Genomic DNA, 23405 nt, shown 5'->3' with positions numbered 1-23405 from the left:
CGGGGACCGGGCCGGGGCGGCGTTCAGGAGTTCACATAGGCCAGCACCGCGAGCACACGGCGGTGGTCCTCCTCACCCGGCGGGAGCCCCAGTTTCAGGAAGATGTTGCCAACGTGCTTCTCGACCGCCCCGCCGCTCACCACGAGCTGCCGCGCGATGGCCGAATTCGTCCGGCCCTCCGCCATCAGGCCGAGGACCTCCCGCTCGCGCGGAGTCAGCCCCGCCAGCACGCCCTGCCGGCGGCTCCGCCCCAGCAGCTGCGCCACGACCTCCGGGTCGAGCACCGTCCCGCCCCGGGCGACCCGCACCACCGCGTCCGCGAACTCGCGGACGTCGGCGACCCGGTCCTTCAGCAGGTAGCCCACCCCCCGGCCGCTGTCGGCCAGCAGCTCCGTCGCGTACCGCTCCTCGACGTACTGCGACAGCACCAGCACCCCGATCCCGGGGTGGTCCCGGCGGAGCCGCACGGCGGCCCGGACCCCCTCGTCGGTGTGGGTCGGCGGCATCCGCACGTCCGCGACGACCACGTCGGGCGCCGCGCCGTCGGCGGTCAGCGAGTCCACCGCCTCGACCAGCGCGTCCGCGTCCCCGACGCGGGCGACGACCTCGTGCCCGCGGTCGGTCAGCAACCGGGTCAGGCCCTCCCTGAGGAGGACGGAGTCCTCCGCGATGACCACCCGCACCCCGTCGTCCACGGTCCGGCGACCCTCCGTTCCCCATCGGCTCCGGACGGCTGCTCCCGCCGTCGCCACCAGGATCGCAGCAACTCCGGTCCTACGGGCGAACATCGTTCAAATGTCCTTGAGTGCGCCAGGGAAGTTCGGCGGTGACGGTGGTGGGACCGTTCGGCGGGGAGTCGACGACGAGCCGTCCGTCGACGGCGTCGAGGCGTTCGGCGAGGCCGGCGAGGCCGGTCCCCCCGGAGGGGTCGGCTCCGCCGCGTCCGTCGTCGGCGACCCGGATGAGGAGGCGGTCGCCGGAGCGCCGGACGTCGACGGTGGCGTGCCGGGCGCGGGCGTGCTTGGAGACGTTCTGCAGCAGTTCCGACACGGTGAAGTACGCGATGCCCTCCGTCGCCCGCGCCGGGCGCTCGGGGAGGTCGACCGTCACGGTCACCGGCGCGGTGCACCGAGAGGCGACGGCGGACAGCGCCGCGTCCAGGCCGCGGTCGGTGAGGACGGCCGGGTGGATGCCGCGGGCCAGGTCGCGCAGCTCCCGGAGGGCGAGCTTCACCTCGCCGTGGGCCTCCTCGACCATCCGGGCGGCGGCCCCGGGGTCCTCGGCGGCCTTCTCCCGCGCCAGGCCCAGGGCCATGGCGAGGGCGACCAGCCGGGCCTGCGCGCCGTCGTGCAGGTCCCGCTCGATGCGGCGCAGGTCCGCCGCCGCCGCGTCGACGACGACCCCCCGGTCCGACTCCAGCTCCGCCACCCGCCGCTCCAACTCGCCCGACGGCCCCAGGAGCCCCCGCACCATCGCCCGGTCGACATCGGCCATCACCCGCGCCAGGTACGGCAGCGCGGGCCACAGCACCACCGGCACCACCAGGGCCACCAGGGTCACCGCGAAGGTCAGCACCCCCCACGGCAGCCGCACGAACGCGTACACCACCGCCCGCCACGCCGCCGCGTCCCGCAGCAGCCTCCAGACCGCGCCCGGCAGGCCCCCGCCCGGCCGGTGCGGCGGACGGCCCGGTTCCTCCACCCGCACGCCCAGCAGGCTCCGGGCCCGCATCCGCTCCACCCGCCCGATCAGCCGCGCCCCCGCCAGCCCGGCCGCCAGCAGCGGGAGCCCGACCACCGTGACGGACAGCGCCACCCCGGCCGTCACGGTCACCGTCACGTAGGCGAAGGACGGGAGGGACACCGGCAGGTTCGACAGCAGGTGGGCGACCTCCTTCCACAGGGCCGCCCCGAACCGGGTGCGGCCGGCGGCGGGACGGGGGACCGGGGCCGGACGGCCGCTGCGCGTGGTCATGAGGTCCAGCCTGCCGGGCCGCGACACGGCGGCACCAGGGGGTACCCGGGTGGGGGCCGGTGGGGACCGCCCCACCCCCGGCGTGCCTCGGCTGATCGGCCGGGCCGCACCAGGGCCTAGACTCCCGTGGGTACAGACCGCCGGATCGGCGCCCGCGGGGGCGGGGAGAGAGAGGGACGGACGTGCCGGAACAGACCGGGCTCGCGGCCGACTACTTCCAGGGCTACTCGGCCGTCGGACTCCTCGCCGTGATCGGCGTGCTCTTCGTGGCCGTCGCGTTCGCGGCCGGGCGGCTGCTCCGCCCCGTCGTGCCGACGCCGGAGAAGCTCCTGACGTACGAGTGCGGCGTCGACCCCGTGGGGGAGGGCTGGGCCCACACCCAGGTCCGCTACTACGTCTACGCCTTCCTCTACGTGATCTTCGCGGTCGACTCGATCTTCCTCTTCCCGTGGGCGACCGTCTTCGCCGAGCCGGGGTACGGCGCCACCACACTGGTGGAGATGTTCGTCTTCCTCGGCTTCCTGGCCGTGGGACTGCTCTACGCGTACAAGAAGGGCGTCCTGACATGGACGTGACTCCCGGGGCCGGTGCCGCGGGCGTGCCGGCCGAGCCCGCGCCGCCGACCGGGCCGCAGCGGCTGGGCGTGCTGTCCCGGCTGGCGCCCGAACCGATGAAGGTGGTCCTGAACTGGGGCCGCCGCTACAGCCTGTGGGTCTTCAACTTCGGGCTGGCCTGCTGCGCCATCGAGTTCATCGCGGCGTCGATGGCCCGCCACGACTTCATCCGGCTCGGCGTGATCCCGTTCGCGCCCGGCCCGCGCCAGGCCGACCTGATGGTCGTGTCCGGCACGGTCACCGACAAGATGGCGCCCGCCGTGCGCCGCCTGTACGAGCAGATGCCGGAGCCGAAGTACGTGATCTCCTTCGGCGCCTGCTCGAACTGCGGCGGCCCCTACTGGGACTCGTACTCCGTCACCAAGGGCGTCGACCAGATCATCCCGGTCGACGTGTACGTGCCGGGCTGCCCGCCGCGGCCCGAGGCGCTCCTCCAGGGCATCCTGAAGCTCCAGGAGAAGATCGCCCGCGAGTCGCTCCGGGAACGGTACGGCCGGGACGCGCCCCGCCCCTCCACCGCCGCCCTGCGCAGCGGTCTCGTCACCCCGCCGCCCGCCCCCGGAGGCGGTGCGGAGTGAACGCGTACGACACGCTGCCCGACGCCGTCGCCGACGTCTTCGGCGCGGAGGCCACCGCCGAGCTGGCGTACGACCTGCTGACGGTCGACGTGCCCGCAGGCTCGTGGATCCCGGCGCTGGAGACCGCCCGCACCGACCTGGGCTGCACCTACTTCGACTGGCTGAGCGCCGTGGACGAACCCGGCAGCGGCTTCCGCGTCTGCGCCCACGTCGCCGCGGTGGAGAGCGGCCGGGTGCGCCGCCTCCTCCTCCGGACGACCGTCCCGCACGACGCCCCGGCCCTGCCCACGGCCGTGGGCGTGTACGCGGGCGCCGCCTGGCACGAGCGCGAGACGCACGAGATGTTCGGCATCGCCTTCGAGGGTCACCCGAATCCGGCGCACCTGCTGCTCCCCGACGGTTTCGAGGGCCACCCCCTCCGCAAGGACTTCGTCCTCGCCGCCCGCGTCGCCAAGGCGTGGCCGGGCGCCAAGGAGCCGGGCGAGTCCGAGCACGGCGGTCCCAGGCGGCGCCAGATGCTGCCGCCCGGCGTGCCCGACCCCAACGAGTGGGGTCCGCTGAAGGGCCTGCTCCCGGCCGCCCCGGCCCGCGCCCCGCGCGCGGGCGCGGCCGACCGCCCGCCGCGCCGTGCCCGCTCGGCGGGCGAGGGCCCGGCGGCCCGGACGGAGGCCCGGCCCGCCGGGGCCGCGGCCGCGGAGTCCCCGGGCGCGGGGGCGGGGGCCCCGGTCGCGGGAAGCCCGGCTGCGGGCTCGGCGCCGGGCGCGGCCGCCCCCCGCCCCCGTCGTACCCGCTCGGCGGGGGAGGGCTCGGCCACGCAGCGCCGCAGCCGCTCGGTGGGGGAGGGCTCGGCCACGCAGCGCACGGCCGCCGCGCCACCGGGCGGGGGCCCGGCCCCCGAAGGCCCGGATCGGCCCGCCGCCCCGGCGACCCCGCGCACCCGCGGCGCGGACGCCCCGTGGAACAACCCCCGCCCGGCCTTCGACGACACCGCGGCCGGACCCACCCCGCCCCCCGCGCCGGCCGACCCGCCGGCCGACCCGCCCCGGGGGCCCGGCGAACCCCCGGCTCCGGGCGCGTCTCCGGCTCCGGGCGCGCCCCCGCCGTCGGACGCGCCGCCGACGCCGGAAGCGTCCTCGGCCGCGGGGGCGAACCCGTCGTCGGACGCGCCGGCGGCCGCGGGGGCGAACCCGGTCGCGGGGGCGAACCCGGCCCTGGAGGTGCTGCCGGGACCCGACGCGACCCCGTCGTCGGACGCGCCGCCGGCCGCGGACGCGCCTTCGGGGTCTGGCGCGCCCTCGAAGTCCGGCGCGCCCGCGGCTCCCGGTCCGGATCAGGTGCCCGGTCCCGCGTCGGCCACCGGCCCGGATCCCGCCACCGGTCCCGTACCGGCCTCGGGGCCGGACCGGACCCCCCGCCCCGGCCCCGCGTCGCCCCCCGCCACCGACTCCAGGCCCACACCCGCTCCCGACCCCGACCCCGACCGGCGACGACCCGAAGGAGACGCGTGAACGACGCACTCGACGTCGCCCTCCGCCTGGCCGTCGTCTTCGCCGTGTTCCTCGTCATGCCCCTCGTCGTGGGGCAGACCGAGCACAAGGTCATGGCGCACATGCAGGGCCGCCTGGGCCCCATGTACGCGGGCGGCTTCCACGGCTGGGCGCAGCTCGTCGCGGACGGCGTGAAGTTCGCGCAGAAGGAGGACGTGGTGCCGGCCGACGCCGACCGCCGCGTCTTCCAGCTCGCCCCCGCCGTGGCGCTCCTCCCGTACCTCCTCGTCCTCGTCGCCCTCCCGATCGGCCCCGGTGAGGGCGCCGTCGGCGTGGTCGTCGACGCGGGCGTCTTCTTCGTCCTCGCCGTCATGGGCGTGGGCGTGCTCGGCTCGCTCATGGCGGGCTGGGCGTCCGCCAACAAGTTCTCCCTCCTCGGCGGTCTCCGCACCGCCGCGCAGCTCCTCGCGTACGAGCTGCCGATGCTGCTCGCCGCCGCCTCCGTCGCCATGGCGGCCGGCACGGTGTCGCTGCCGGGCATCCTCGACGCGTTCGAGTGGTGGTGGCTGCCCTGGCAGATCGTCGGCGCCCTGGTCTTCTTCGTCGCCGGCCTCGCCGAGCTGCAGCGCCCGCCGTTCGACATGCCGGTCGCCGACTCGGAGATCATCTTCGGCGCGTACACCGAGTACACCGGCCTGCGCTTCGCCCTGTTCCTGCTCGCCGAGTACGCGGGCATCGTCGTCCTGTGCGGTCTGACCACCGTCCTCTTCCTCGGCGGCTGGCACGGCCCCTTCGGCGCCTACGGCCTGGGCTGGGTGTGGACGCTCCTGAAGACGGCCGTGCTCGCCTTCGTCGTGATCTGGCTGCGGGTGAGCTACCCGCGGCTGCGCGAGGACCAGCTGCAGAAGCTCGCCTGGACCACGCTCGTCCCGCTCGCCCTCGCCCAGATCGCCCTCACCGGCATCGTCAAGGTGGTGATCCAGTAATGCCTCCGATCCCCGGCTCCGGCCTCGCCAAGGGCCTGGCCGTCACCCTGCGGACGATGACGAGGAAGAGCCACACCGCGCAGTACCCCGACGTCCAGCCCGAGCTGCCGCCGCGCACCCGCGGCGTGATCGGCCTGTTCGAGGAGAACTGCACGGTCTGCATGCTCTGCGCCCGCGAGTGCCCCGACTGGTGCATCTACATCGACTCCCACAAGGAGACGGTGCCGCCCGCCGCCCCGGGCGGACGCGAACGCAGCCGCAACGTCCTCGACCGCTTCGCCATCGACTTCGCCCTCTGCATGTACTGCGGCATCTGCGTCGAGGTGTGCCCTTTCGACGCGCTGTTCTGGTCGCCGGAGTTCGAGTACGCGGAGACGGACATGCGCGACCTCGTCCACGAGCGGGACAGGCTCCGCGAGTGGATGTGGACGGTCCCGGAACCGCCCGCCCTGGACCCGGGCGCGGAGGAGCCGAAGGAGCTGACCGCCGCCCGCAAGGCGGCCGACAAGCTCGCCGCCCGGCGCGCCGCCGAGCAGGAGGCCGCCGCGGCCGCCGACGGCGCCCCCGCCCCGGACGGCTCCGGCGGAACGCCCCGCACCCCGGGCGCCCCCGGCACCGCCGAGGGGGTGCCGCATGACGCCCGCCGCGGCGCCCGCCCTGTCCCTCGCCGCCCCCGGTTTCCTCTCGCCCACCGGGGCGGAGGTCGCCTTCCTCCTCGTCGGCGTCGTCACCCTCGCCGCCGCGGTCGTCGCGGTCACCACCCGCCAGCTGGTGCACGCCGCCCTGTGGCTGGTCGTCGCCCTCGGCGGGATCGCCGTCGAGTACCTCCTCCTCACCGCCGAGTTCATCGCCTGGGTCCAGGTGCTCATCTACGTCGGTTCCGTCGTCGTCCTCCTCCTCTTCGGCCTCATGCTCACCAGGGCGCCCATCGGCCGCTCCCCGGACGCCGACTCGGGCAACCGGCCCGCCGCCCTCGCCGTGGCCGTCGCCGCCGCGGCCGCGCTCGTCTGGGTCGTCACCGACGCCTTCCGCACCACCTGGATCGACCTCGACGGCCCCGCGCAGGGCACCACCCGGGTCTCCGGCGAGATGCTGTTCCGGAACTGGGTGCTCCCCTTCGAGGCGCTCTCCGTCCTCCTCCTCGCCGCGCTGGTCGGCGCGATCGTCCTGTCCCGCAGGGGCGGCGGGGACACGGAGGGGAAGCGCTGATGCACCTCGCCTACCCGGCCGTCCTCGCCGTGCTCCTCTTCTGCACCGGCCTGTACGGCGTCCTCGCCCGCCGCAACGCGATCCTCGTCCTGATGTCCGTCGAGCTGATGCTCAACGCCGTCAACCTCAACCTCGTCGCCTTCGACGTCTGGCTCCGCGACACCCTCCACGCCGGCCAGGCGCTGACCCTGTTCACCATCGCCGTCGCCGCAGCCGAGATCGGCATCGGCCTCGCGATCGTGCTGATGGTCCACCGCAACCGCGGCACCGCCGACGTCGACCGGCTCCGCGACAACGCCGAACCCCCCGGAACCCCCGAGACCTCCGGCGCCGGCGAGGCCGCCCGCGGGCGGACCGGCGAGAAGGCCGAGGCCACCGCGTGACCACCACGACCCTCGCCGTCCTCGTCCCCCTCCTCCCGCTGCTGGGCGCCGCCGCCGGCCTCCTCCTCGGCCGCGCCGCCCCCGGCTTCGTACGCCCCCTGGCCGTCCTGCCGACCGTCGCCGCGCTCGTCCTCGCCGTCCTCGTCGCCGCACGGCAGGGCGGCGGGAAGGCCGTCGACGCGGCCACCCAGCTCACCCCGACCGGTTCCGTCCCGATCGAACTGGCGCTCCACCTCGACGGGTTCGCCGCCCTCACGGCCGTCCTCGTCGCCGTCGTCGCCTCCTGCGTGCAGGTCTACTCCACCGGTTACCTGCGCGACGACCCCCGCTACCCCTCGTACGCGGCGCTCGTCTCCCTCTTCACCTCCGCGATGCTGCTCGTCGTCTACTCCGGCGACCTGATGGTGCTCCTGGTCGGTTGGGAGGTCATGGGCATCTGCTCGTACTTCCTCGTCGGCCACTACTGGGAGACCCCCGAGGCACGGGCCGCCTCCCTCAAGGCGTTCCTCGTCACCAAGCTCGGTGACGTCCCGTTCCTCATCGGCCTGTTCGCGCTGGCCGCGGAGACCGGCACGTTCCGGATCACCGGCGTCCTCGGCGCCGTCGCCGCGGGCGGCCTCGACCACCCCACCCTCGTGGCGCTGCTGCTCCTCGCCGGGGTCGCGGGCAAGTCCGCCCAGCTCCCGCTGCACACCTGGCTGCCCGACGCGATGGCCGGCCCCACGCCGGTCTCCGCGCTCATCCACGCCGCGACGATGGTCGCCGCCGGCGTCTACTTCGTCGCGCGCCTCCTGCCCGTCTTCACCGCCTCCGCGGCGGCCCTGACCGCCCTCGCCGTGACGGCCGCGCTCACCATGGTCGGCTCGGCCCTCGCCGCGCTCGCCCAGGACGACGTCAAGCGCGTCCTCGCCTACTCGACCATCGGCCAGCTCGGCTACATGTCGGGCGCCCTGGCCGTCGGCGACCGCGGCGCCGCCGTCTTCCACCTCCTGTCGCACGGCGCGTTCAAGGCACTGCTGTTCCTCGCCGCCGGCGTGGTGATCCACGCCGCGGGCACCAACTCGCTCGCCGCCATGTCCCGCACGAGCGGCCTCGCCCGGCGCGCCCCCGACGCGTACTGGACGATGACGGTCGCCCTCCTGGCGCTCGCCGCCGTCCCGCCGTTCGCGGGCTTCTTCTCCAAGGAGGCCGTCCTCGTCGCCGCCGAGCACACCGCCCTCGGCGACCGGGACGCGGCCCCGGCCGGCGCGGGCTGGATCGTCCTCGCCGCCGGACTGCTCACCGCCCTCCTCACCGCCGCCTACGCGACCCGGCTGTGGCTGCTCGCCTTCCGCGGGAGGGGCGCCGAGGCCCCCGACCACGGACGGCGCCGTCCCGCCGCCATGGACGCCGTCCTGTGGGTGCTCGCGATCCCCTCCCTCGCCTTCGGCCTGGCCGCCGCCTCCCTCGACGACTGGTTCGACGGCAACACCCTCACCCCGACCACCACCACCGCGGTCCTGGGCACGGGCCTCGCCCTCGCCGGCGGCCTGATCACCCACGCCGCCTGGCACCGGGCCGCCGCCCGCGCCGCGCACGCGCCCCTCGGCGCCGTCGCCGCCCACCCCGAAGCCGACCCGGCCGTCTCCGAGGCCGAGGCCATCGCCGCCCACACCCCGGCATACGGGTCGATCGCCTCCGCCCCCGACCCGGCCGACCCCGGCCGTCTCCTCCTCGGCCCGCTCCACCGGCACGCCGCGACCGGCTTCCACCTGGACGCCGTGTACACCGCCCTGTTCGTACGCCCCGTCCGCGCGGCGGCCTCGCTGGTCCGCTTCCTCGACCGCGAGGTCGTCGACACGTACGTACGGGGGGCCGGCGCCGCGACCGGCCTGCTCGGCGCGGCCGTGCGCCGTGCCCAGACCGGCAACGTGCAGACCTACCTCAGCGTCCTGCTCGCCGGTTCCGTCGTCCTGGCGGTCGCCGCCGTCCTCGCCGCCGCCGGAGCGTGAACCGTGATCGACATCAGCGAATCCGTGATGCAGTTCCTCCTCGCGTTCCTCGTCGCCGGCCCGCTCCTCGGCGCCGCGGCGGCCCTCCTGCCGGCCCCGCCCGGACTGAAGGGGAAGTCGCCCGACCAGGCCGTGCGCCGCCACGGGGTGACCGTCACCGGCGCGGTCCTCGCCGCCGCCCTCGCCCTCGCGCTCGGCTTCGACCACGACCGGCCGTCGAGGATGCAGGCCACGACGGACATCAGCTGGATCCCCGCACTCGACGTGCGGATCCACCTCGGTGTCGACGGCATCTCGCTCCCCCTCCTGGTCCTGACCGCGCTGCTGACCTTCCTCTGCGCGCTGCACGGCTACTTCAAGCCGCCCGCCGGCCCCTCCCCGAAGGCCTTCGTCGCGCTGCTGCTCCTCCTCGAGGCCGGCACGCTCGCGACCTTCGCCGTCCTCGACCTGCTGCTGTTCTTCCTCGCCTTCGAGACGGTGCTCGTCCCGATGTACTTCCTCATCGCCCGCTGGGGCGGTGAGGGACGGCAGCCCGCCGCCTGGAGGTTCATCCTCTTCACCCTGCTCGGATCGGTCGTCATGCTGCTCGGCCTGCTCCTCGTCGGGCTGGAGGCGGGCACCTTCGACATGGTGGCGCTCGCCACTGACAACGGCCGCGGCCTCGGTACGTCCCTGCAGGTCACCGCCGTTCTGGCGATCGGGATCGGGCTCGCGGTGAAGACTCCGATGTGGCCGCTGCACAGCTGGCTCCCCGCCGCGCACACCGCGGCCCCCACCGTCGGCTCCGTCCTCCTCGCCGGCGTCCTCCTCAAGATGGGCACCTACGGGTTCGTCCGGATCGCCCTGCCGATCGCCCCCGAGGGCATGCGCGTCCTCGCCCCGTACCTCGCCGCCTTCGCCGTCGCCGGGATCGTCTACGGGTCACTCGCCTGCCTCGCCCTCGCCCGGACCGGGGCCGGGGGCGACCTGAAGCGGCTCGTCGCCTACTCCTCCGTGGGCCACATGGGCTTCGTCCTCCTCGGCGTCGCCGCCATGACCCCCACCGGCGTCAACGGCGCCCTGTTCGCCAACATCGCCCACGGCCTGATCACCGGTCTCCTCTTCTTCCTCGTCGGCGCGATCAAGGACCGCTGCGGCACGGCCGACCTCGACACCCTCGCGGGCGCGACCGGAGCCGCCCTGTACGGCCGCGCCCCCCGCCTCGGCGGACTGCTCGCCTTCGGCGCCGTCGCCTCCCTCGGCCTGCCGGGCCTCGCCGGGTTCTGGGGCGAGATGCTCGCCATGTTCGGCGCGTTCCGGCCCGCCGAGGGCCTCAGCCGGCCGGCGTTCGTCACCTACGCGGCCGTCGCCTGCTTCGGCACGCTGCTCACCGCCGCGTACCTCCTCGTCGTCGTCCGCCGCGTCTGCATGGGCGCCGGACCGGCCGCCGACCGGCCGCCGATCGCCGACGTCCGGGGGTACGAGTTCGCCGCCTGGACCCCACTGGCCGCCCTCACCGTCCTCGCCGGCCTCTGGCCCGCGGTCCTCCTCGGCCTCACCGACCCGGCCGTGCAGCAGCTCCTCGCAGGAGGCAAGTCGTGACCGCCCCCACCGCCCCGGCCGCGGCGCCCGCCCACGGCGACCTCGTGCAGTCCGTCGACTGGGGCGCCGTCGCCCCGCCGACCGTCGCCGCCGTCGCCGCCCTGGCCGTCCTCGTCGCCGACCTGTTCCTCCCGCGGGCCCGCAAGCCCCTCCTCGCCTGGACCTCCCTCGCCGGCCTCGCCGCCGCGCTCCTCGCGCTCGTACCGCTCCGCTCCGGCGACCGGTCGACGTTCTGCCTCACCGGGGCCCCCGGCGCCTGCAGCTACACCGCCGACCACTTCACCCTCGCCGTCCAGCTCCTCGTTTTCGGCGGCGCCCTCCTGACCGCCCTGCTGTCCGTCGCGGACACCGGGGAGGAGCTCCCCGCCGGCGAGTTCTGGTTCCTGCTGCTGTCCTCCGCGGCCGGTGCCGCCCTGCTGCCCGCCGCCCGCGACCTCGCCACCCTCGTGGTCGCCCTGGAGGTCGCCTCCCTCCCCGCCTTCGCGCTCGTGGGCCTCAAGCGCGGCGACCGCATGTCCGGCGAGGCGGCGCTGAAGTTCTTCCTCTCCTCCGTCACCGCGACCGCCGTCACCCTCCTCGGCGTCAGCCTCGTGTACGCCTCGACGGGCACCCTCCACCTCACGGAGGTCGCCCGGCTGCTCGACGACGTCCCCGCGCAGCTCGGCACCCTCGCCGCGGCGGGGGTCGCCCTCACCCTGGTCGGCTTCGCCTTCAAGACGGCCGCCGCGCCGTTCCACTTCTGGGTGCCCGACACGTACGTCGGCGCCCCGCTGCCCGTCGCCGCGTACCTGTCCGTCGTCGGCAAGGCCGTCGGCTTCACCGGCCTCGTCCTCGTGACCGTCGTCGCCTTCCCGCCGTACGCGGACGTGTGGGGGCCGGCCCTCGCCGTGCTCGCCGCGCTCACCATGACCGCCGGCAACGTCGCCGCGCTGCGGCAGGCCCCCACGCGCGCGCGGAGCGCGGTCCGCCTCCTCGCCTGGTCGTCCGTGGGCCAGGCCGGCTACCTCCTGGTGCCGATCGCCGCCGCCGCGCACCCCGGCGACGGCCGGATCGGCGCCACCGTGGCGTACGCCCTGGTGTACGCCGTGGTGAACCTGGGCGCCTTCGCGGTCGCCGCCCTCGTCGCCCGTACCCGCCCGGCCAACCGGATCGCGGACTACCGGGGCCTGTACGCCACCCGGCCGGCCGCCGCCCTCGCCCTGGGCTTCTTCCTGCTGTGCCTGGCCGGTCTGCCACCCGGCGTCATCGGCCTGTTCGCCAAGGTGGTCGTCTTCTCCGCCGCCGTCGACGCGGGCCTCGGCTGGCTGGCCGCGGTCATGGGCGTGAACGTGGTGGTCGCCCTCTACTACTACCTGCGCTGGACGGCCCTGCTGTTCCGGGCCCCGGACGCCCCCGGAGAGGCCCCCGCGGGGCGCCGCGCGCCCGCCCCGGTGGCCGTGGCGATCGCGCTGACGGCTTCCGTCGGCGTGCTGCTGTCCGGCTACCCGCAGTGGGTCCTCCGCTTCGCGGCGGCGACCCTCTTCTGACGGCCCGCGCCGTTCACCCGAACGGCTCAGCGTCCGCCCGGAGCGCGGCAGGGAACCCGCCACCCCCACCTGGCGTTGACCAGTACGGGAGGGTCCACTGGAGAGTGGAGCGACACCAGCGAAGGGTTCCCCTGCCGCACCACTTGGAGGGCGCACCGTGCACCGCCGGCACAACGGGCTCAGGACCGCCGCACTCCTCGGAGGACTGTCCGCGCTGATCATCCTGGTCGGCGGTTCCTTCGGACGCACGGGTCTCGTCGCCGCCGTCCTCCTCGCCCTCGGGACGAACGCCTACGCGTACTGGAACAGCGACAGGCTGGCCCTGCGCGCGATGCGCGCCCGCCCGGTCGGGGAGTTCGAGGCGCCGCAGCTGTACCGGGTGGTCCGCGAGCTGTCCACGCAGGCCCGGCAGCCGATGCCGCGGCTGTACATCTCGCCGACACAGGCCCCCAACGCCTTCGCGACCGGCCGCAACCCGCGCAACGCCGCGGTGTGCTGCACGGAGGGCGTCCTGCGCCTCCTCGACGAGCGCGAGCTGCGCGGCGTCATCGGGCACGAGCTGAGCCACGTCCACAACCGGGACATCCTGATCTCCTCGGTCGCCGGCGCCCTCGCCTCCGTGATCGTGTTCCTGGCGAACTTCGCCTGGCTCGTCCCGATCGGCCGTTCCGACGACGACGAGGGCCCCGGCCTCCTCGGCATGCTCCTGATCATGATCCTGGGCCCGGTCGCCGCCTCGGTGGTCCAACTGGCGGTCAGCCGCTCCCGGGAGTACGAGGCGGACGCCTCCGGGGCCCGGCTCACCGGTGATCCGCTGGCCCTGGCGAGCGCGCTGCGCAAGCTGGAGGCGGGGACGCGGCGGCTGCCGCTGCCGCCCGAGCCGCGCATCGAGACGGCGAGCCACATGATGATCGCCAACCCGTTCCGGCCGGGGCAGGGCATGGCCCGGTTGTTCTCCACCCACCCGCCGATGGCGGAACGTATCGCCCGGCTGGAGCAGATGGCGGGCCACCGGCCGTGAGACCGGTCCGGGAGACGCCGTCCGGCCCTCCCCCGCCGTCCGGCGGCCGTCCCCCTGCCGCGCGGCCCGGGTCCTTCCCGCCGCGCGCCACCGCGTCCCGCGCGACGCCTCCCATGCGGAGAGCGGGCGCTCCGGCCGTTCGGCCGCACCCTCCCCGAACGCCGGGGCGGGGCCGCCCCGCCCTCCGCCGACGGCCCACCCCGGCCGCGCCGTCACGGGTACCACCCGGTGCGCCACGGCCGTCGACGTACCGCACGGCACCCCCGCCCCGAGCCGGTTCCGGCCCCCGCGCCTCCGCCGGAGGGCGGCGCCGTCACCGGTGGCCGGCCCCCGCGGGGCGCCGGCGACCGGGTTGTCCACAGGCCGAGCGGAATGTCTGCGGCGTGTGCCACCGTGACCACGTGAACGAACACGCAGAGCTGATCGCCCGTATCGCCGCGGCCACGGCCGACGGCGACCGCTCGTGGGCCGGCAGGACCGGTCACCCGCCCCCTCCCCTCCCCGCCGCCGAGGTCGAGGCCGCCCGGGACACCCTCGGGTTCCGGCCGCCCCCACTGCTCGCGGCCCTCCACACGACGGTCGCGGACGGCGGCTTCGGCCCCGACTACGGCCTGTTCCCCCTGCGTCACGCCGTCTCCCGGTACGAGGCCCTCCGCCGGCGCGAGCCGGGCGACGGCGCCGGCCGGCCGTGGCCGGAGGGGGTGCTGCCGATAGCCGACCTGGGCTGCGCGATGCTCGCCTGCGTGGACTGCCGCTCGGAGAAGGGCACGGTCCTGCTGTTCGAGCCCAACCCGGGCGACCCGGACCGTGCCTGGTACGTCCTGGCACCCACGGTGGCCGCCTGGTTCGCGGCGTGGCCGGAGGGCACGGGCTGGTTCGCCGAGGAGGAGGGGTTCGACGGCGACCTCGTTCCCTGGCCGGACCACCGCGCACGGGCGGCGACCACGTGCCCGCGGCCGCCGGTCGGCTGAGGGCCGCCCGCCCCGGCTACTGCTCGTGCCCCCGTCCCCGCACCGGCCCGGTGCGCACGGCGTACAGGACCGCCCCCGCCGCCAGGACGCCCGTGCCCACCAGGACCGACGACGGCGGCAGGGAGAAGGCGAGGGCCAGGCACCCGGCCAGCCCGCAGGCGGCCAGGAGCCGCACCGTCCGCGTCCGTTCGGTGAGCGTCCACGCCGACGCGTTGGCGATCGCGTAGTAGACCAGCACGCCGAACGACGAGAACCCGATCGCGCTCCGGAGGTCCGAGGTCGCCGCCACCACCGCGACGACCAGCCCCACCGCCAGCTCGGCGCGGTGCGGCACCCGGAACCGGGGGTGGACGGCGGCGAACGCCCGGGGCAGGTGGCCGTCCCGCGCCATCGCCAGCGTCGTCCGGGACACCCCGAGGATCAGTGCCAGCAGCGAGCCGAGCGCCGCCACCGCGGCGCCCATCCGCACCACCGGAACCATCCAGTCCACGCCCGCCGCCCGCATCGCGTCCGCGACCGGGGCCGCCGACCCGCCCAGCCTTCCCGCGCCCAGCACCGAGAGGACGGAGACCGCCACGCACGCGTACACCACCAGCGCGATGCCCAGCGCCAGCGGGACCGCCCGCGGGATCGTCCGCTCCGGGTCCCGGACCTCCTCCCCGAGCGTCGCGATCCGCGCGTACCCGGCGAAGGCGAAGAACAGCAGCCCGGCCGCCTGCAGCACGTCGCCCGGAGAGGCGTCGCCGCCCGGCTCCAGCCGCCCGGCGTCCGCCGCACCCGACCCGAGGGAGGAGACCACCACGGCCGCCAGCACCGCGAGGACCACCGCCACGATCGACCGTGTCGCCAGCGCCGACTTCTGCACACCGCCGTAGTTCACGGCCGTCAGCGCCACCACGGCGGCCACCGCCACCGCGTGCGCCTGACCCGGCCACACGTACGCCCCCACCGTCAGCGCCATCGCCGCACACGAGGCCGTCTTGCCGACGACGAACGCCCAGCCCGCCAGGTACCCCCAGAAAGGACCCAGCCGCTCACGCCCGTACACATACGTGCCGCCCGACGCCGGGTAACGCGCGGCCAGCCGCGCCGACGCCATCGCATTGCAGTACGCGACGGCCCCCGCGAGCGCCAGGCCGACGAGGAGCCCGCTCCCGGCGGCCGCGGCGGCGGGCCCGAGCGCCACGAAGACGCCCGCGCCCACCATCGACCCCAAGCCGATCACGACCGCGTCGAACACCCCGAGCGACCGTCGCAAAGTCTCCGCCATGCGCCGCACCCTACTGAGCCCCGCCCCCGCCGGAGGCGGCCGCCCGCACGGCACCGGCGGGGAGGGCTCCTCCCCGCCGACGTTCCGGACGCCCCACCGGCGGCCGAGCCCGGTCTCCCGCGGAGTGAAGTTGAGCCGTCCGGAGCGCGGCCCCGCCGAGGGGTCGCCCGTACCCGGGTACGCCTTCGGCACGCCGTGGTACGCGAACCGCGACGGCCCACCGAAGACGAACAGGTCACCGGAGCCGAGCCGCACATCGGTGTACGGTCGGCCCCGCCCCTCCGCGGTGCCGAACCGGAAGGGGCAGGCGTCCCCGACGCTCAGCGACACCACGGGCGCCGCCGACCGCTCCTCGCGGTCCTGGCGCATGCCCATGCGCGCGTCCCCGGCGTAGAAGTTGACCAGTGCCGCGTCGGGCCGGTAACCGCCGTCCTCCCCGTACGCGGCGGCCACGTCCTACGGCACGTCGCACGAGGGGCCGTCCGGTACCCGCCGGACCCGTCGCCCGACGACCGCCCCCACGCCCCGCGCGGTCGGCGGGAGGCCGACACCCCCGGCCCCCTCCGCGGAGCGGTCGCCCGACCGCCCCGCGACGTACCCGGACACCTCCGGCACGGGGCGCCGCCCTCCCCGCACGGTGGCGGCGCCCCTCCGCTCCGGCGAGGGCGCCGCGGACCCGTCCGCGGCCTTCCCGCCCACCGGCGGCGTGCCGCCCGGAGGGCCGTCGGCTCCCGTGTGCGAGGTCATGTCCCCGGTCCGGACCGGGCCGCCCGCCGAGAGGGTTCCGGTGCCCGGCACGCGAGACGGGGGCGTACCGGCCACCGGGCCGCGTCCGCCCCCGTCCCGCCCCCCGGCGGGATCAGCGGTAGTTCACGAACTGCAGCGCGAAGTCGAAGTCCTGGGCCTTCAGCAGCGCGATCACGGCCTGCAGGTCGTCCCGGCTCTTGGAGCTGACCCGCAGCTCTTCGCCCTGCACCTGCGCCTTGACGCCCTTGGGGCCTTCATCGCGGATGATCTTGGCGACCTTCTTGGCGTTCTCCTGGGAGATGCCCTCCTGGATCGTCGCGAAGATCTTGTACTCCTTGCCGGACAGCTGCGGCTCGCCGGCGTCCAGCGACTTCAGGGAGATCCCCCGCTTCACCAGCTTGGACTCGAAGACGTCGAGGATCGCCTTGACCCGGTCCTCGGAGTTCGCCTGCATCAGGATCTTGTCGCCGGACCAGGAGATCGACGCCCCCACGTTCTTGAAGTCGTAGCGCTGGGAGATCTCCTTCGCCGCCTGGTTGAGGGCGTTGTCGACCTCCTGCCGCTCGACCTTCGAGACGATGTCGAAACTGGAGTCGGCCATGTCCTGTGGCTCCTTGCGTCGGGTGGTGGGAGAGCGGCGGCCCAGCGCCGACCGCCCCCCAAGCCTAGCCATCCCGCCCACCCCCGATGCTGATCAAACCCGGTGGCGGACCACCCTCGGGGATCGGGTATTGTTTACGTCGTTGCCGGGGAGCACCTCCGCGAGGAAAGCTCCGGGGCGACATCCCATGGCGGTGTGCCCGAGTGGCCAATGGGAGCGGACTGTAAATCCGTCGGCTTAGCCTACCCAGGTTCGAATCCTGGCGCCGCCACGCGAAAAACGGCCCTCTGATCAGCGGAAACGCGTTCAGGGGGCCGTTTCGCGCCTGCGGTGGCACCGTCTCCGTGAGCGGGGAGCGCGGTCAGCCGCCCGCAGCCGCCCTCACCGCCACCGGGACGGGGGTCCGGCCCGAGACGAGTTCCAGGGTGAGGCCCGCAGTGGACGGCGTCTCCAGGAGCTCCGCCAGGACCGCCGCCACGTCGTCGCGGGGGACCGGTCCACGGCCCGTCGAGGCCTCCAGGCGGACCAGGCCCGTGCCCGCGTCGTCCGTCAACATCCCCGGGCGCAGGATCGTCCAGTCCAGGCCGTCCTTACCCCGCACGTGCGCGTCCGCCGCCCCCTTCGCGCGCAGGTACGCGTCGAACACCTCGTCGCCCCGGTGCTCCGGGTCCGCGCCCATCGAGGAGACCACCAGGTGCCGCCGCACCCCCGCCCGCTCCGCCGCGTCGGCGAACAGGATCGCCGCGTCCCGGTCCACCGTCTCCTTGCGTGCCGCTCCGCTGCCCGGTCCCGCGCCCGCGGCGAAGACCGCCGCGTCCGCCCCCTGCAGTACCGCCGCGACCATCTCCAGGGACGCCGACTCCATGTCCAGGAGCACCGGTTCGGCGCCCGCCTCGCGCAGGGCGCCCGCCTGCTCCAGCTTCCGGATGATGCCCGCGACCTCGTGTCCGGAGGCCGCCAGCAGACGCTCCAGGCGCCGCGCGACCCGACCGTGTCCTCCAGCGATGACAATGCGCATGCTCACGACCGTACGGCCCGGGCGCGTGCGTGGCGCTCACGGACACGCGTCCGGCCGGACCTGCCGCGGCAGGTCCGGTGCCCCCGCCGAGTCGCAGTACTCCCGCACCGCGCTCGTACGCGCCACCACCCGCCCCCGGTGCACCACGACCCGGCTGTACGCCAGCGACAGCACCTGCGCCAGCCGCTCCCCGCGCACCGCCAGCAGCTCCGCCGGGAACCCCGCCTCCACCCGCACCGGCGGCAGCCCCATCGCCTCCCGTGCGGCCCCGCCGACCGCCCCGTACGCCTCCGCCGGCCGCAGTCCGCCCTGCGACACCAGCAGGTACGCCGCCTCCAGCGGGTCGCCGCGCCCCACCGGGTTCACCGCGTCCCGCAGCGCGCCGCTGCCCGCCGCGACCCGGACGCCCGCCGACCGCAGCAGCCGTACCGGCGCCACGTCCCGCATCCCGGCGCCCGCGCATCCGCCCTGCGGCAGGCAGACCACCGTCACCCCGGCCGCCGCCAGCCGCTCCGCCACCCGTGCCCGCGCGTCCGACGGCAGTCGCGCCAGGGCGCCGCACGGGCCGATCACCACCCCCTGCCGCAGACCGTCCGCCATCGCCGCCAGCCGTGCCAGCCACGTCGGGTCGCCGCCGTCCGTGTGCAGGTCCACGGGGCGGCCGTGCTCCGCCGCCAGACCCAGTGCCGCCTCCGCGTACCCCGCCGGGTCCGGGTCGAGGTCCGGACGGCCGCCGATCGCCGAGGCGCCCATCCCCACCGCGTCCCGCAGCACCGCCAGCCCGTCCGCCCCCGCCGCGCCCGTCAGCGCCCGGGGTACCGCCACCGCCGTCAGGTCGGCCAGCCCGCGCAGCGAACGCCGCGCCCGCAGCACGCCCTCCAGCGGCGCCAGCCCCCGGGCGCCCCCGACCCGCACGTGCGCGCGCACCGCCGTCGCCCCGTGGCCCAGCTGGAGCAGGGCCGCCTCCGTGGCGCGCCGCTGGACGTCCCCGGCGGCGTACGGGACCGGGCCTGCCGCGTCGCCGCCGAGCGCGGTGTCGGCGTGGGCGTGCGGCTCGGCGGGGGCCGGCAGCAGCAGGTATCCGGCGAGGTCGACGCGGGCGCGGTGGGAGCCGAGGCTGCCGGGCGTGCCGACGGCCTCGATCCGTCCGCCGCCGAGCCGTACGTCGACGGTCCGCCCGTCGGTGAGGCGGGCACCGCACAGCAGCGTGGCGGTGCCGGTGGCGGCGCCCTCCGGCACCCGCGGCCGCTGGTCGTCTGGGGACATCGGGCTCCCGGGAGGTCGCGAGGGTCTGCGGGGCGGGCGCGGAGCGCTGCGGGGCGGGCGCGCGGACGGGCCGCGCGGCGCGGACCGAGCCTAGGGCGGGGCCACCCGGGCTTCATGAAGGAGCGCAATAGTCGTACCGGCGCGGGGCGCGCCGGCCGGTCCGCGGGCCGGCGGGGGCCACCGGACCGTCCCGCCCCGCCTCCCCGTTCCGGTCCCGGGGCCCCGGAGGCCGGTGCCGGGAACGGAGCGCGGGCGCGGCCAAACGGATTTGGGTGAACGGCCGCAGACCGTGTAATGTCTTCATCGCTCGCCCCAATAGCTCAGTCGGCAGAGCGTCTCCATGGTAAGGAGAAGGTCTACGGTTCGATTCCGTATTGGGGCTCTGGTGTGGGGAGATCCTCACCTTCGGGTGAGGGATCCACACATCAAAGCGGTGTAGCTCAGTCGGTAGAGCAAGCGGCTCATAATCGCTGTGTCACCGGTTCAAGTCCGGTCACCGCTACTCCCAGTAGCCGATTGTGGGGTCGGTCCTTCGATCGGCTACTATTTCTGCGTTCCATCCGTCCATCCGTCCGTCAAGGAGCACTCACGTGGCTGCCACCGACGTCCGCCCGAAGATCACGCTGGCCTGCGTGGAGTGCAAGGAGCGGAACTACATCACCAAGAAGAACCGGCGTAACAACCCGGACCGCCTTGAGATGAAGAAGCACTGCCCGCGCTGCAACGCGCACACCGCGCACCGCGAGACGCGCTGAAACAGGCTCGTACGCGAGGCCGCCCCCGTCGGGGGGCGGCCTCGCGTCGTTTCCCGACACGTCCGGAACAGAGCAGGGACCGCAGGAGGTACCGGGTACATGGCGCTCGACCAGTCCTTCGTCGGGCGGAGCTATCCGCCCACCGAGCCGTACGAGGTCGGCCGGGAAAAGATCCGCGAGTTCGCCGAGGCCATCGGAGACGAAAACCCGGTCTTCACCGACGCGGAGGCGGCGAAAGCGCTCGGCCATCCCGATGTGATCGCACCGCCGACCTTCGTGTTCGCCATCACGTTCAAGGCCGCCGGCCGGGTGATCTCCGATCCGCGGCTCGGGCTCGACTACAGCCGGGTCGTGCACGGCGACCAGAGGTTCGCCTACAGCAGGCCCGTACGGGCGGGGGACCGGCTGACGGTCACCTCCACCATCGAGACGATCAAGTCGCTCGCGGGGAACGACGTCCTCGACATCCGGGGCGAGGTGCACGACGAGGCGGGCGAGCACGTCGTGACGGCGTGGACGAAGCTCGTGGCGCGCGCGGCAGAGGGGGAGTGAGGGACACCATGACCGCGAAGGTCTCCTTCGACGAGGTGGAGGTCGGTACGGAGCTGCCGCCTCGCGAGTTCCCCGTGACGCGCGCCACGCTGGTGCGGTACGCGGGCGCGTCCGGCGACTTCAACCCCATCCACTGGAACGAGAGGTTCGCCCGCGAGGTCGGCCTGCCGGGCGTCATCGCGCACGGCATGTTCACGATGGCCGAGGCCGCGCGCGTCGTCACCGACTGGGCGGGCGACCCGGGCGCGCTCGTCGAGTACGGCGTCCGCTTCACCAAGCCGGTCGTCGTCCCGGACGACGGCGAGGGCGCGCTGATCCAGGTCACCGCCAAGGTCGCGGCCAAGCTCGACGACCGCCGCGTCCGCGTGGACCTGACCGCCACGAGCGGCGGCCAGAAGGTGCTGGGCATGTCCCGCGCGGTGGTCCGGCTCGCCTGAGCCCCGCCGGGCGGGACCGGTCCGCCGCACCGGCGGCGGGTACGACCGCATCCGGCCGCGCCCCGGCCGGCCTCCGTCCCGGCCGCGCCAGGGCCGTCCCGGCGGGCCGGGGTCCGCGGCGGGGGCACCGTAGGCTGGGCGGGTGCAGGTTACTCATGACGCTCCGCTCGCCCCGCTGACCACCTTCCGGCTCGGGGGACCCGCCAGGCGGTTGGTCACCGCCCGTACCGACGACGAGGTCGTCGCCGCCGTGCGCGAGGCCGACCGGACCGGTACGCCGCTGCTCGTCATCGGCGGCGGGTCCAACCTGGTCATCGGGGACAAGGGATTCGACGGCACCGCCCTGCACATCGCCACCCGCGGCTTCTCCCTCGACGGCACGCGGCTGGAGCTCGCCGCCGGCGAGGTGTGGTCCGACGCCGTCGCCCGCACCGTCGAGGCCGGGCTCGCCGGCGTCGAGTGCCTGGCCGGCATCCCCGGCTCGGCCGGCGCCACCCCGATCCAGAACGTGGGCGCCTACGGCCAGGAGGTCGCCACCACGCTCACCGAGGTCGTGGCGTACGACCGCCGCGCCGAGGAGGTCGTCACCCTTCCCGGCGCCGAGTGCGCCTTCTCCTACCGGCACAGCCGCTTCAAGGCCGATCCCGACCGGTTCGTCGTCCTGCGCGTCCGGTTCGCGCTGGAGGACGCCGGGGGGCTGAGCGCCCCCGTCCGGTACGCGGAGACCGCCCGCGCCCTCGGCGTCGAGCCCGGCGACCGGGTCCCCGTGGCCGACGCCCGCGCGACCGTCCTCGCCCTGCGCGCCGGCAAGGGCATGGTCCTCGACCCCGACGACCACGACACCTGGTCCGCCGGGTCGTTCTTCACCAACCCGATCCTCGACGACGCCCAGTACGCGGCCTTCCTGGACCGCGTGCGCGACCGCCTGGGCCCCGACGCGGCCCCGCCCGCCTACCCCGCGGGCGACGGCCGGACCAAGACGTCGGCGGCCTGGCTGATCGACAGGGCCGGGTTCACCAAGGGGTACGGGGCCGGTCCCGCCCGCATCTCCACCAAGCACACCCTCGCCCTCACCAACCGCGGCGACGCCACCACCGAGGACCTCCTCGCCCTCGCGCGCGAGGTCGTCGCCGGCGTCCACGACGTGTTCGGCGTCACGCTGGTCAACGAGCCGGTGACGGTCGGCGTCAGCCTCTGACCCGGCCCGGGAAGCGGAGCCGCCGGGCCCCGGGCCGTCGGGCGGGCGGCAGGGGCCCCCGGAACGCGAACCGGGACCGCCGCACGCCGACCGGGGGACCACCGGTGAGGACGGGCTCGCCCACGGCGCACGACCAGCGCGCTCCACGGAGTTCACCGAGGCGTCGCACGCGTCGCTGCCGGCACCGCCCGCCGCCCGCGGCGGGACCGCTCACCCGCCCGCCAGCCACTCGTCGATCCCCGCCAGCAGCTTCACGCGCGTGTCGGCGGGCGCCATCGACCCCCGCACCGACTGCCGCGCCAGTTCCGCCAGCTCCGCGTCGGTGAAGCCGTGGTGGTGCCGGGCGATCTCGTACTGGTCCGCCAGCCGCGCCCCGAACAGCAGCGGGTCGTCCGCTCCCAGCGCCACCGGCACGCCCGCGTCGAAGAGCGTCCGCAGCGGCACGTGTCCGGGCTTCTCGTACACCCCCAGCGCCACGTTCGACGCCGGGCACACCTCGCAGGTCACACCCTTCTCGGCCAGCCGCCGCAGCAGCCGCGGGTCCTCCACGGCCCGTACGCCGTGGCCGATGCGCGACGCCCGCAGGTCGTCGAGGCAGTCCCGGACCGACGCCGGACCCGTCAGCTCGCCCCCGTGCGGCACCGCCAGCAGCCCGCCCTCCCGGGCGATCGTGAACGCCCGGTCGAAGTCGCGCGCCATTCCGCGCCGCTCGTCGTTCGACAGCCCGAACCCGACGACGCCCCGGTCCGCGTACCGCACCGCCAGCCGGGCCAGCGTGCGCGCGTCCAGCGGGTGCTTCATCCGGTTCGCCGCCACCACGACCCGGATGCCCAGGCCGGTGTCGCGCGAGGCCGCGGCCACCGCGTCCAGGATGACCTCCAGCGCCGGGATCAGACCCCCCAGCCGCGGCGCGTACGACGTGGGGTCCACCTGGATCTCCAGCCAGCCCGATCCGTCCCGCACGTCCTCCTCGGCGGCCTCCAGCACCAGCCGCCGGATGTCCTCCGGCTCCCGCAGGCACGAGCGGGCGACGTCGTACAGCCGCTGGAACCGGAACCAGCCGCGCTCGTCGGTGGCCCGCAGTCTCGGCGGCTCCCCGCCGGTCAGGGCTCCGGGCAGGTGGACGCCGTACTTGTCGGCCAGCTCCAGCAGGGTGGAGGGCCGCATCGAGCCCGTGAAGTGCAGGTGCAGGTGGGCCTTGGGCAGCAGTTTCAGATCGCGGACGTGCTCCATCCCCGGA

General features: G+C 75.3%; 22 protein-coding genes, 3 tRNA genes and 2 pseudogenes. 19 read left to right on the top strand and 8 right to left on the bottom strand.

Annotated features, from left to right (window positions below; translation table 11 throughout):
* Nucleotides 1-23 precede the first annotated feature (23 nt).
* Together LUW75_RS09085 and LUW75_RS09080 are read right to left on the bottom strand one after the other, a co-directional pair.
* Nucleotides 24-683, bottom strand: a complete 660-nt coding sequence (locus tag LUW75_RS09085) for a response regulator transcription factor (protein ID WP_250337603.1) — start codon at nt 681-683, stop codon at nt 24-26.
* A 91-nt stretch (nt 684-774) separates the two neighbouring features.
* Complete coding sequence (locus tag LUW75_RS09080; RefSeq protein WP_250335148.1) at nt 775-1974, bottom strand: sensor histidine kinase; 1200 nt, start codon at nt 1972-1974, stop codon at nt 775-777.
* A 182-nt stretch (nt 1975-2156) separates the two neighbouring features.
* On the opposite strand from LUW75_RS09080, the gene LUW75_RS09075 reads away from it, so the two are divergent.
* From LUW75_RS09075 to LUW75_RS09020, 12 genes and pseudogenes are all read left to right on the top strand, one after another.
* Nucleotides 2157-2549: an NADH-quinone oxidoreductase subunit A gene (locus LUW75_RS09075; RefSeq protein WP_250335147.1), complete on the top strand. Its 393-nt coding sequence runs from the start codon at nt 2157-2159 to the stop codon at nt 2547-2549.
* The gene (locus tag LUW75_RS09070; RefSeq protein ID WP_250335146.1) at nt 2540-3166 is read left to right on the top strand and encodes an NADH-quinone oxidoreductase subunit B; all 627 of its coding nucleotides are present in this window, start codon (nt 2540-2542) and stop codon (nt 3164-3166) included. Before LUW75_RS09075 ends, LUW75_RS09070 begins: the two co-directional genes overlap by 10 nt.
* Nucleotides 3163-4674 (top strand): NADH-quinone oxidoreductase subunit C, encoded by a 1512-nt coding sequence (locus tag LUW75_RS09065; protein WP_250335145.1) that lies wholly within the window; start codon nt 3163-3165, stop codon nt 4672-4674. The genes LUW75_RS09070 and LUW75_RS09065 overlap by 4 nt, the downstream gene beginning before the upstream one ends.
* Complete coding sequence (locus tag LUW75_RS09060) at nt 4671-5639, top strand: complex I subunit 1/NuoH family protein (protein ID WP_250335144.1); 969 nt, start codon at nt 4671-4673, stop codon at nt 5637-5639. Before LUW75_RS09065 ends, LUW75_RS09060 begins: the two co-directional genes overlap by 4 nt.
* Nucleotides 5639-6232: pseudogene (locus tag LUW75_RS09055) on the top strand (NuoI/complex I 23 kDa subunit family protein); the annotation flags it as partial. The gene LUW75_RS09060 and the pseudogene LUW75_RS09055, both read left to right, overlap by 1 nt.
* 40 nt (nt 6233-6272) lie before the next feature.
* The gene (locus LUW75_RS09050; protein ID WP_250335143.1) at nt 6273-6848 is read left to right on the top strand and encodes an NADH-quinone oxidoreductase subunit J family protein; all 576 of its coding nucleotides are present in this window, start codon (nt 6273-6275) and stop codon (nt 6846-6848) included.
* Complete coding sequence (gene nuoK, locus LUW75_RS09045) at nt 6848-7231, top strand: NADH-quinone oxidoreductase subunit NuoK (protein WP_250337602.1); 384 nt, start codon at nt 6848-6850, stop codon at nt 7229-7231. The genes LUW75_RS09050 and nuoK overlap by 1 nt, the downstream gene beginning before the upstream one ends.
* Entirely contained in the window at nt 7228-9222 is a 1995-nt protein-coding gene (locus tag LUW75_RS09040) for an NADH-quinone oxidoreductase subunit 5 family protein (protein ID WP_250335142.1), read from the top strand. Before nuoK ends, LUW75_RS09040 begins: the two co-directional genes overlap by 4 nt.
* Before the next feature lie 3 nt (nt 9223-9225).
* Nucleotides 9226-10803 (top strand): NADH-quinone oxidoreductase subunit M, encoded by a 1578-nt coding sequence (locus LUW75_RS09035; protein ID WP_250335141.1) that lies wholly within the window; start codon nt 9226-9228, stop codon nt 10801-10803.
* Nucleotides 10800-12329, top strand: a complete 1530-nt coding sequence (locus LUW75_RS09030) for an NADH-quinone oxidoreductase subunit N (RefSeq protein WP_250335140.1) — start codon at nt 10800-10802, stop codon at nt 12327-12329. Before LUW75_RS09035 ends, LUW75_RS09030 begins: the two co-directional genes overlap by 4 nt.
* A 157-nt stretch (nt 12330-12486) precedes the next feature.
* Nucleotides 12487-13350, top strand: a complete 864-nt coding sequence (gene htpX / locus LUW75_RS09025) for a zinc metalloprotease HtpX (protein WP_250335139.1) — start codon at nt 12487-12489, stop codon at nt 13348-13350.
* A 401-nt stretch (nt 13351-13751) separates the two neighbouring features.
* Nucleotides 13752-14321 carry an SMI1/KNR4 family protein gene (locus LUW75_RS09020; RefSeq protein ID WP_250335138.1) on the top strand — a complete coding sequence of 190 codons (570 nt, stop codon included), beginning with the start codon at nt 13752-13754 and terminating at the stop codon, nt 14319-14321.
* Between the two features lie 16 nt (nt 14322-14337).
* On the opposite strand, the gene LUW75_RS09015 is transcribed toward LUW75_RS09020, so the two are convergent.
* The 3 genes and pseudogenes from LUW75_RS09015 to LUW75_RS09005 all read right to left on the bottom strand — a co-directional run bounded on the left by LUW75_RS09015 (nt 14338) and on the right by LUW75_RS09005 (nt 16939).
* A complete protein-coding gene (locus LUW75_RS09015; RefSeq protein WP_250337601.1) occupies nt 14338-15591 on the bottom strand; it encodes an APC family permease in 1254 nt (417 codons plus the stop codon).
* A 129-nt stretch (nt 15592-15720) separates the two neighbouring features.
* Nucleotides 15721-16044: pseudogene (locus LUW75_RS24320) on the bottom strand (alpha-ketoglutarate-dependent dioxygenase AlkB); the annotation flags it as partial.
* 406 nt (nt 16045-16450) lie between these two features.
* Nucleotides 16451-16939 carry a YajQ family cyclic di-GMP-binding protein gene (locus tag LUW75_RS09005; protein ID WP_250335137.1) on the bottom strand — a complete coding sequence of 163 codons (489 nt, stop codon included), beginning with the start codon at nt 16937-16939 and terminating at the stop codon, nt 16451-16453.
* A gap of 189 nt (nt 16940-17128) precedes the next feature.
* Here LUW75_RS09005 and LUW75_RS09000 point away from each other — a divergent pair.
* Nucleotides 17129-17210, top strand: a tRNA-Tyr gene (locus tag LUW75_RS09000).
* A 90-nt stretch (nt 17211-17300) separates the two neighbouring features.
* Here LUW75_RS09000 and LUW75_RS08995 read toward each other — a convergent pair.
* Together LUW75_RS08995 and LUW75_RS08990 are read right to left on the bottom strand one after the other, a co-directional pair.
* Nucleotides 17301-17957: an SDR family oxidoreductase gene (locus tag LUW75_RS08995; protein ID WP_250335136.1), complete on the bottom strand. Its 657-nt coding sequence runs from the start codon at nt 17955-17957 to the stop codon at nt 17301-17303.
* Between the two features lie 36 nt (nt 17958-17993).
* A complete protein-coding gene (locus LUW75_RS08990; protein ID WP_250335135.1) occupies nt 17994-19223 on the bottom strand; it encodes an amidohydrolase family protein in 1230 nt (409 codons plus the stop codon).
* Nucleotides 19224-19532: 309 nt separating this feature from the next.
* On the opposite strand from LUW75_RS08990, the gene LUW75_RS08985 reads away from it, so the two are divergent.
* The 6 genes from LUW75_RS08985 (at nt 19533) to LUW75_RS08960 (ending at nt 22165) form a co-directional block, all read left to right on the top strand.
* Nucleotides 19533-19605: transfer RNA gene (locus LUW75_RS08985), tRNA-Thr, on the top strand.
* Nucleotides 19606-19652: 47 nt separating this feature from the next.
* Nucleotides 19653-19725: transfer RNA gene (locus tag LUW75_RS08980), tRNA-Met, on the top strand.
* A gap of 88 nt (nt 19726-19813) precedes the next feature.
* Entirely contained in the window at nt 19814-19978 is a 165-nt protein-coding gene (rpmG, locus tag LUW75_RS08975) for a 50S ribosomal protein L33 (RefSeq protein WP_003948671.1), read from the top strand.
* 99 nt (nt 19979-20077) lie between these two features.
* Entirely contained in the window at nt 20078-20530 is a 453-nt protein-coding gene (locus LUW75_RS08970; protein WP_250335134.1) for a MaoC family dehydratase N-terminal domain-containing protein, read from the top strand.
* Nucleotides 20531-20538: 8 nt separating this feature from the next.
* On the top strand, nt 20539-20967 hold the full coding sequence (locus LUW75_RS08965; RefSeq protein ID WP_250335133.1) for a MaoC family dehydratase: 429 nt from the start codon (nt 20539-20541) through the stop codon (nt 20965-20967).
* Between the two features lie 142 nt (nt 20968-21109).
* Nucleotides 21110-22165, top strand: a complete 1056-nt coding sequence (locus tag LUW75_RS08960; protein WP_250335132.1) for a UDP-N-acetylmuramate dehydrogenase — start codon at nt 21110-21112, stop codon at nt 22163-22165.
* A gap of 210 nt (nt 22166-22375) precedes the next feature.
* On the opposite strand, the gene LUW75_RS08955 is transcribed toward LUW75_RS08960, so the two are convergent.
* Nucleotides 22376-23398, bottom strand: a complete 1023-nt coding sequence (locus tag LUW75_RS08955; RefSeq protein WP_250335131.1) for an adenosine deaminase — start codon at nt 23396-23398, stop codon at nt 22376-22378.
* Nucleotides 23399-23405: the final 7 nt, after the last annotated feature.

The organism is Streptomyces sp. MRC013 (genome assembly GCF_023614235.1).
In the GTDB taxonomy this organism is placed as follows: Bacteria; Actinomycetota; Actinomycetes; order Streptomycetales; family Streptomycetaceae; genus Streptomyces.
The sequence above is the reverse complement of the archived record's forward strand: the minus strand, read 5'-3'. Positions and strand labels throughout refer to the sequence as shown.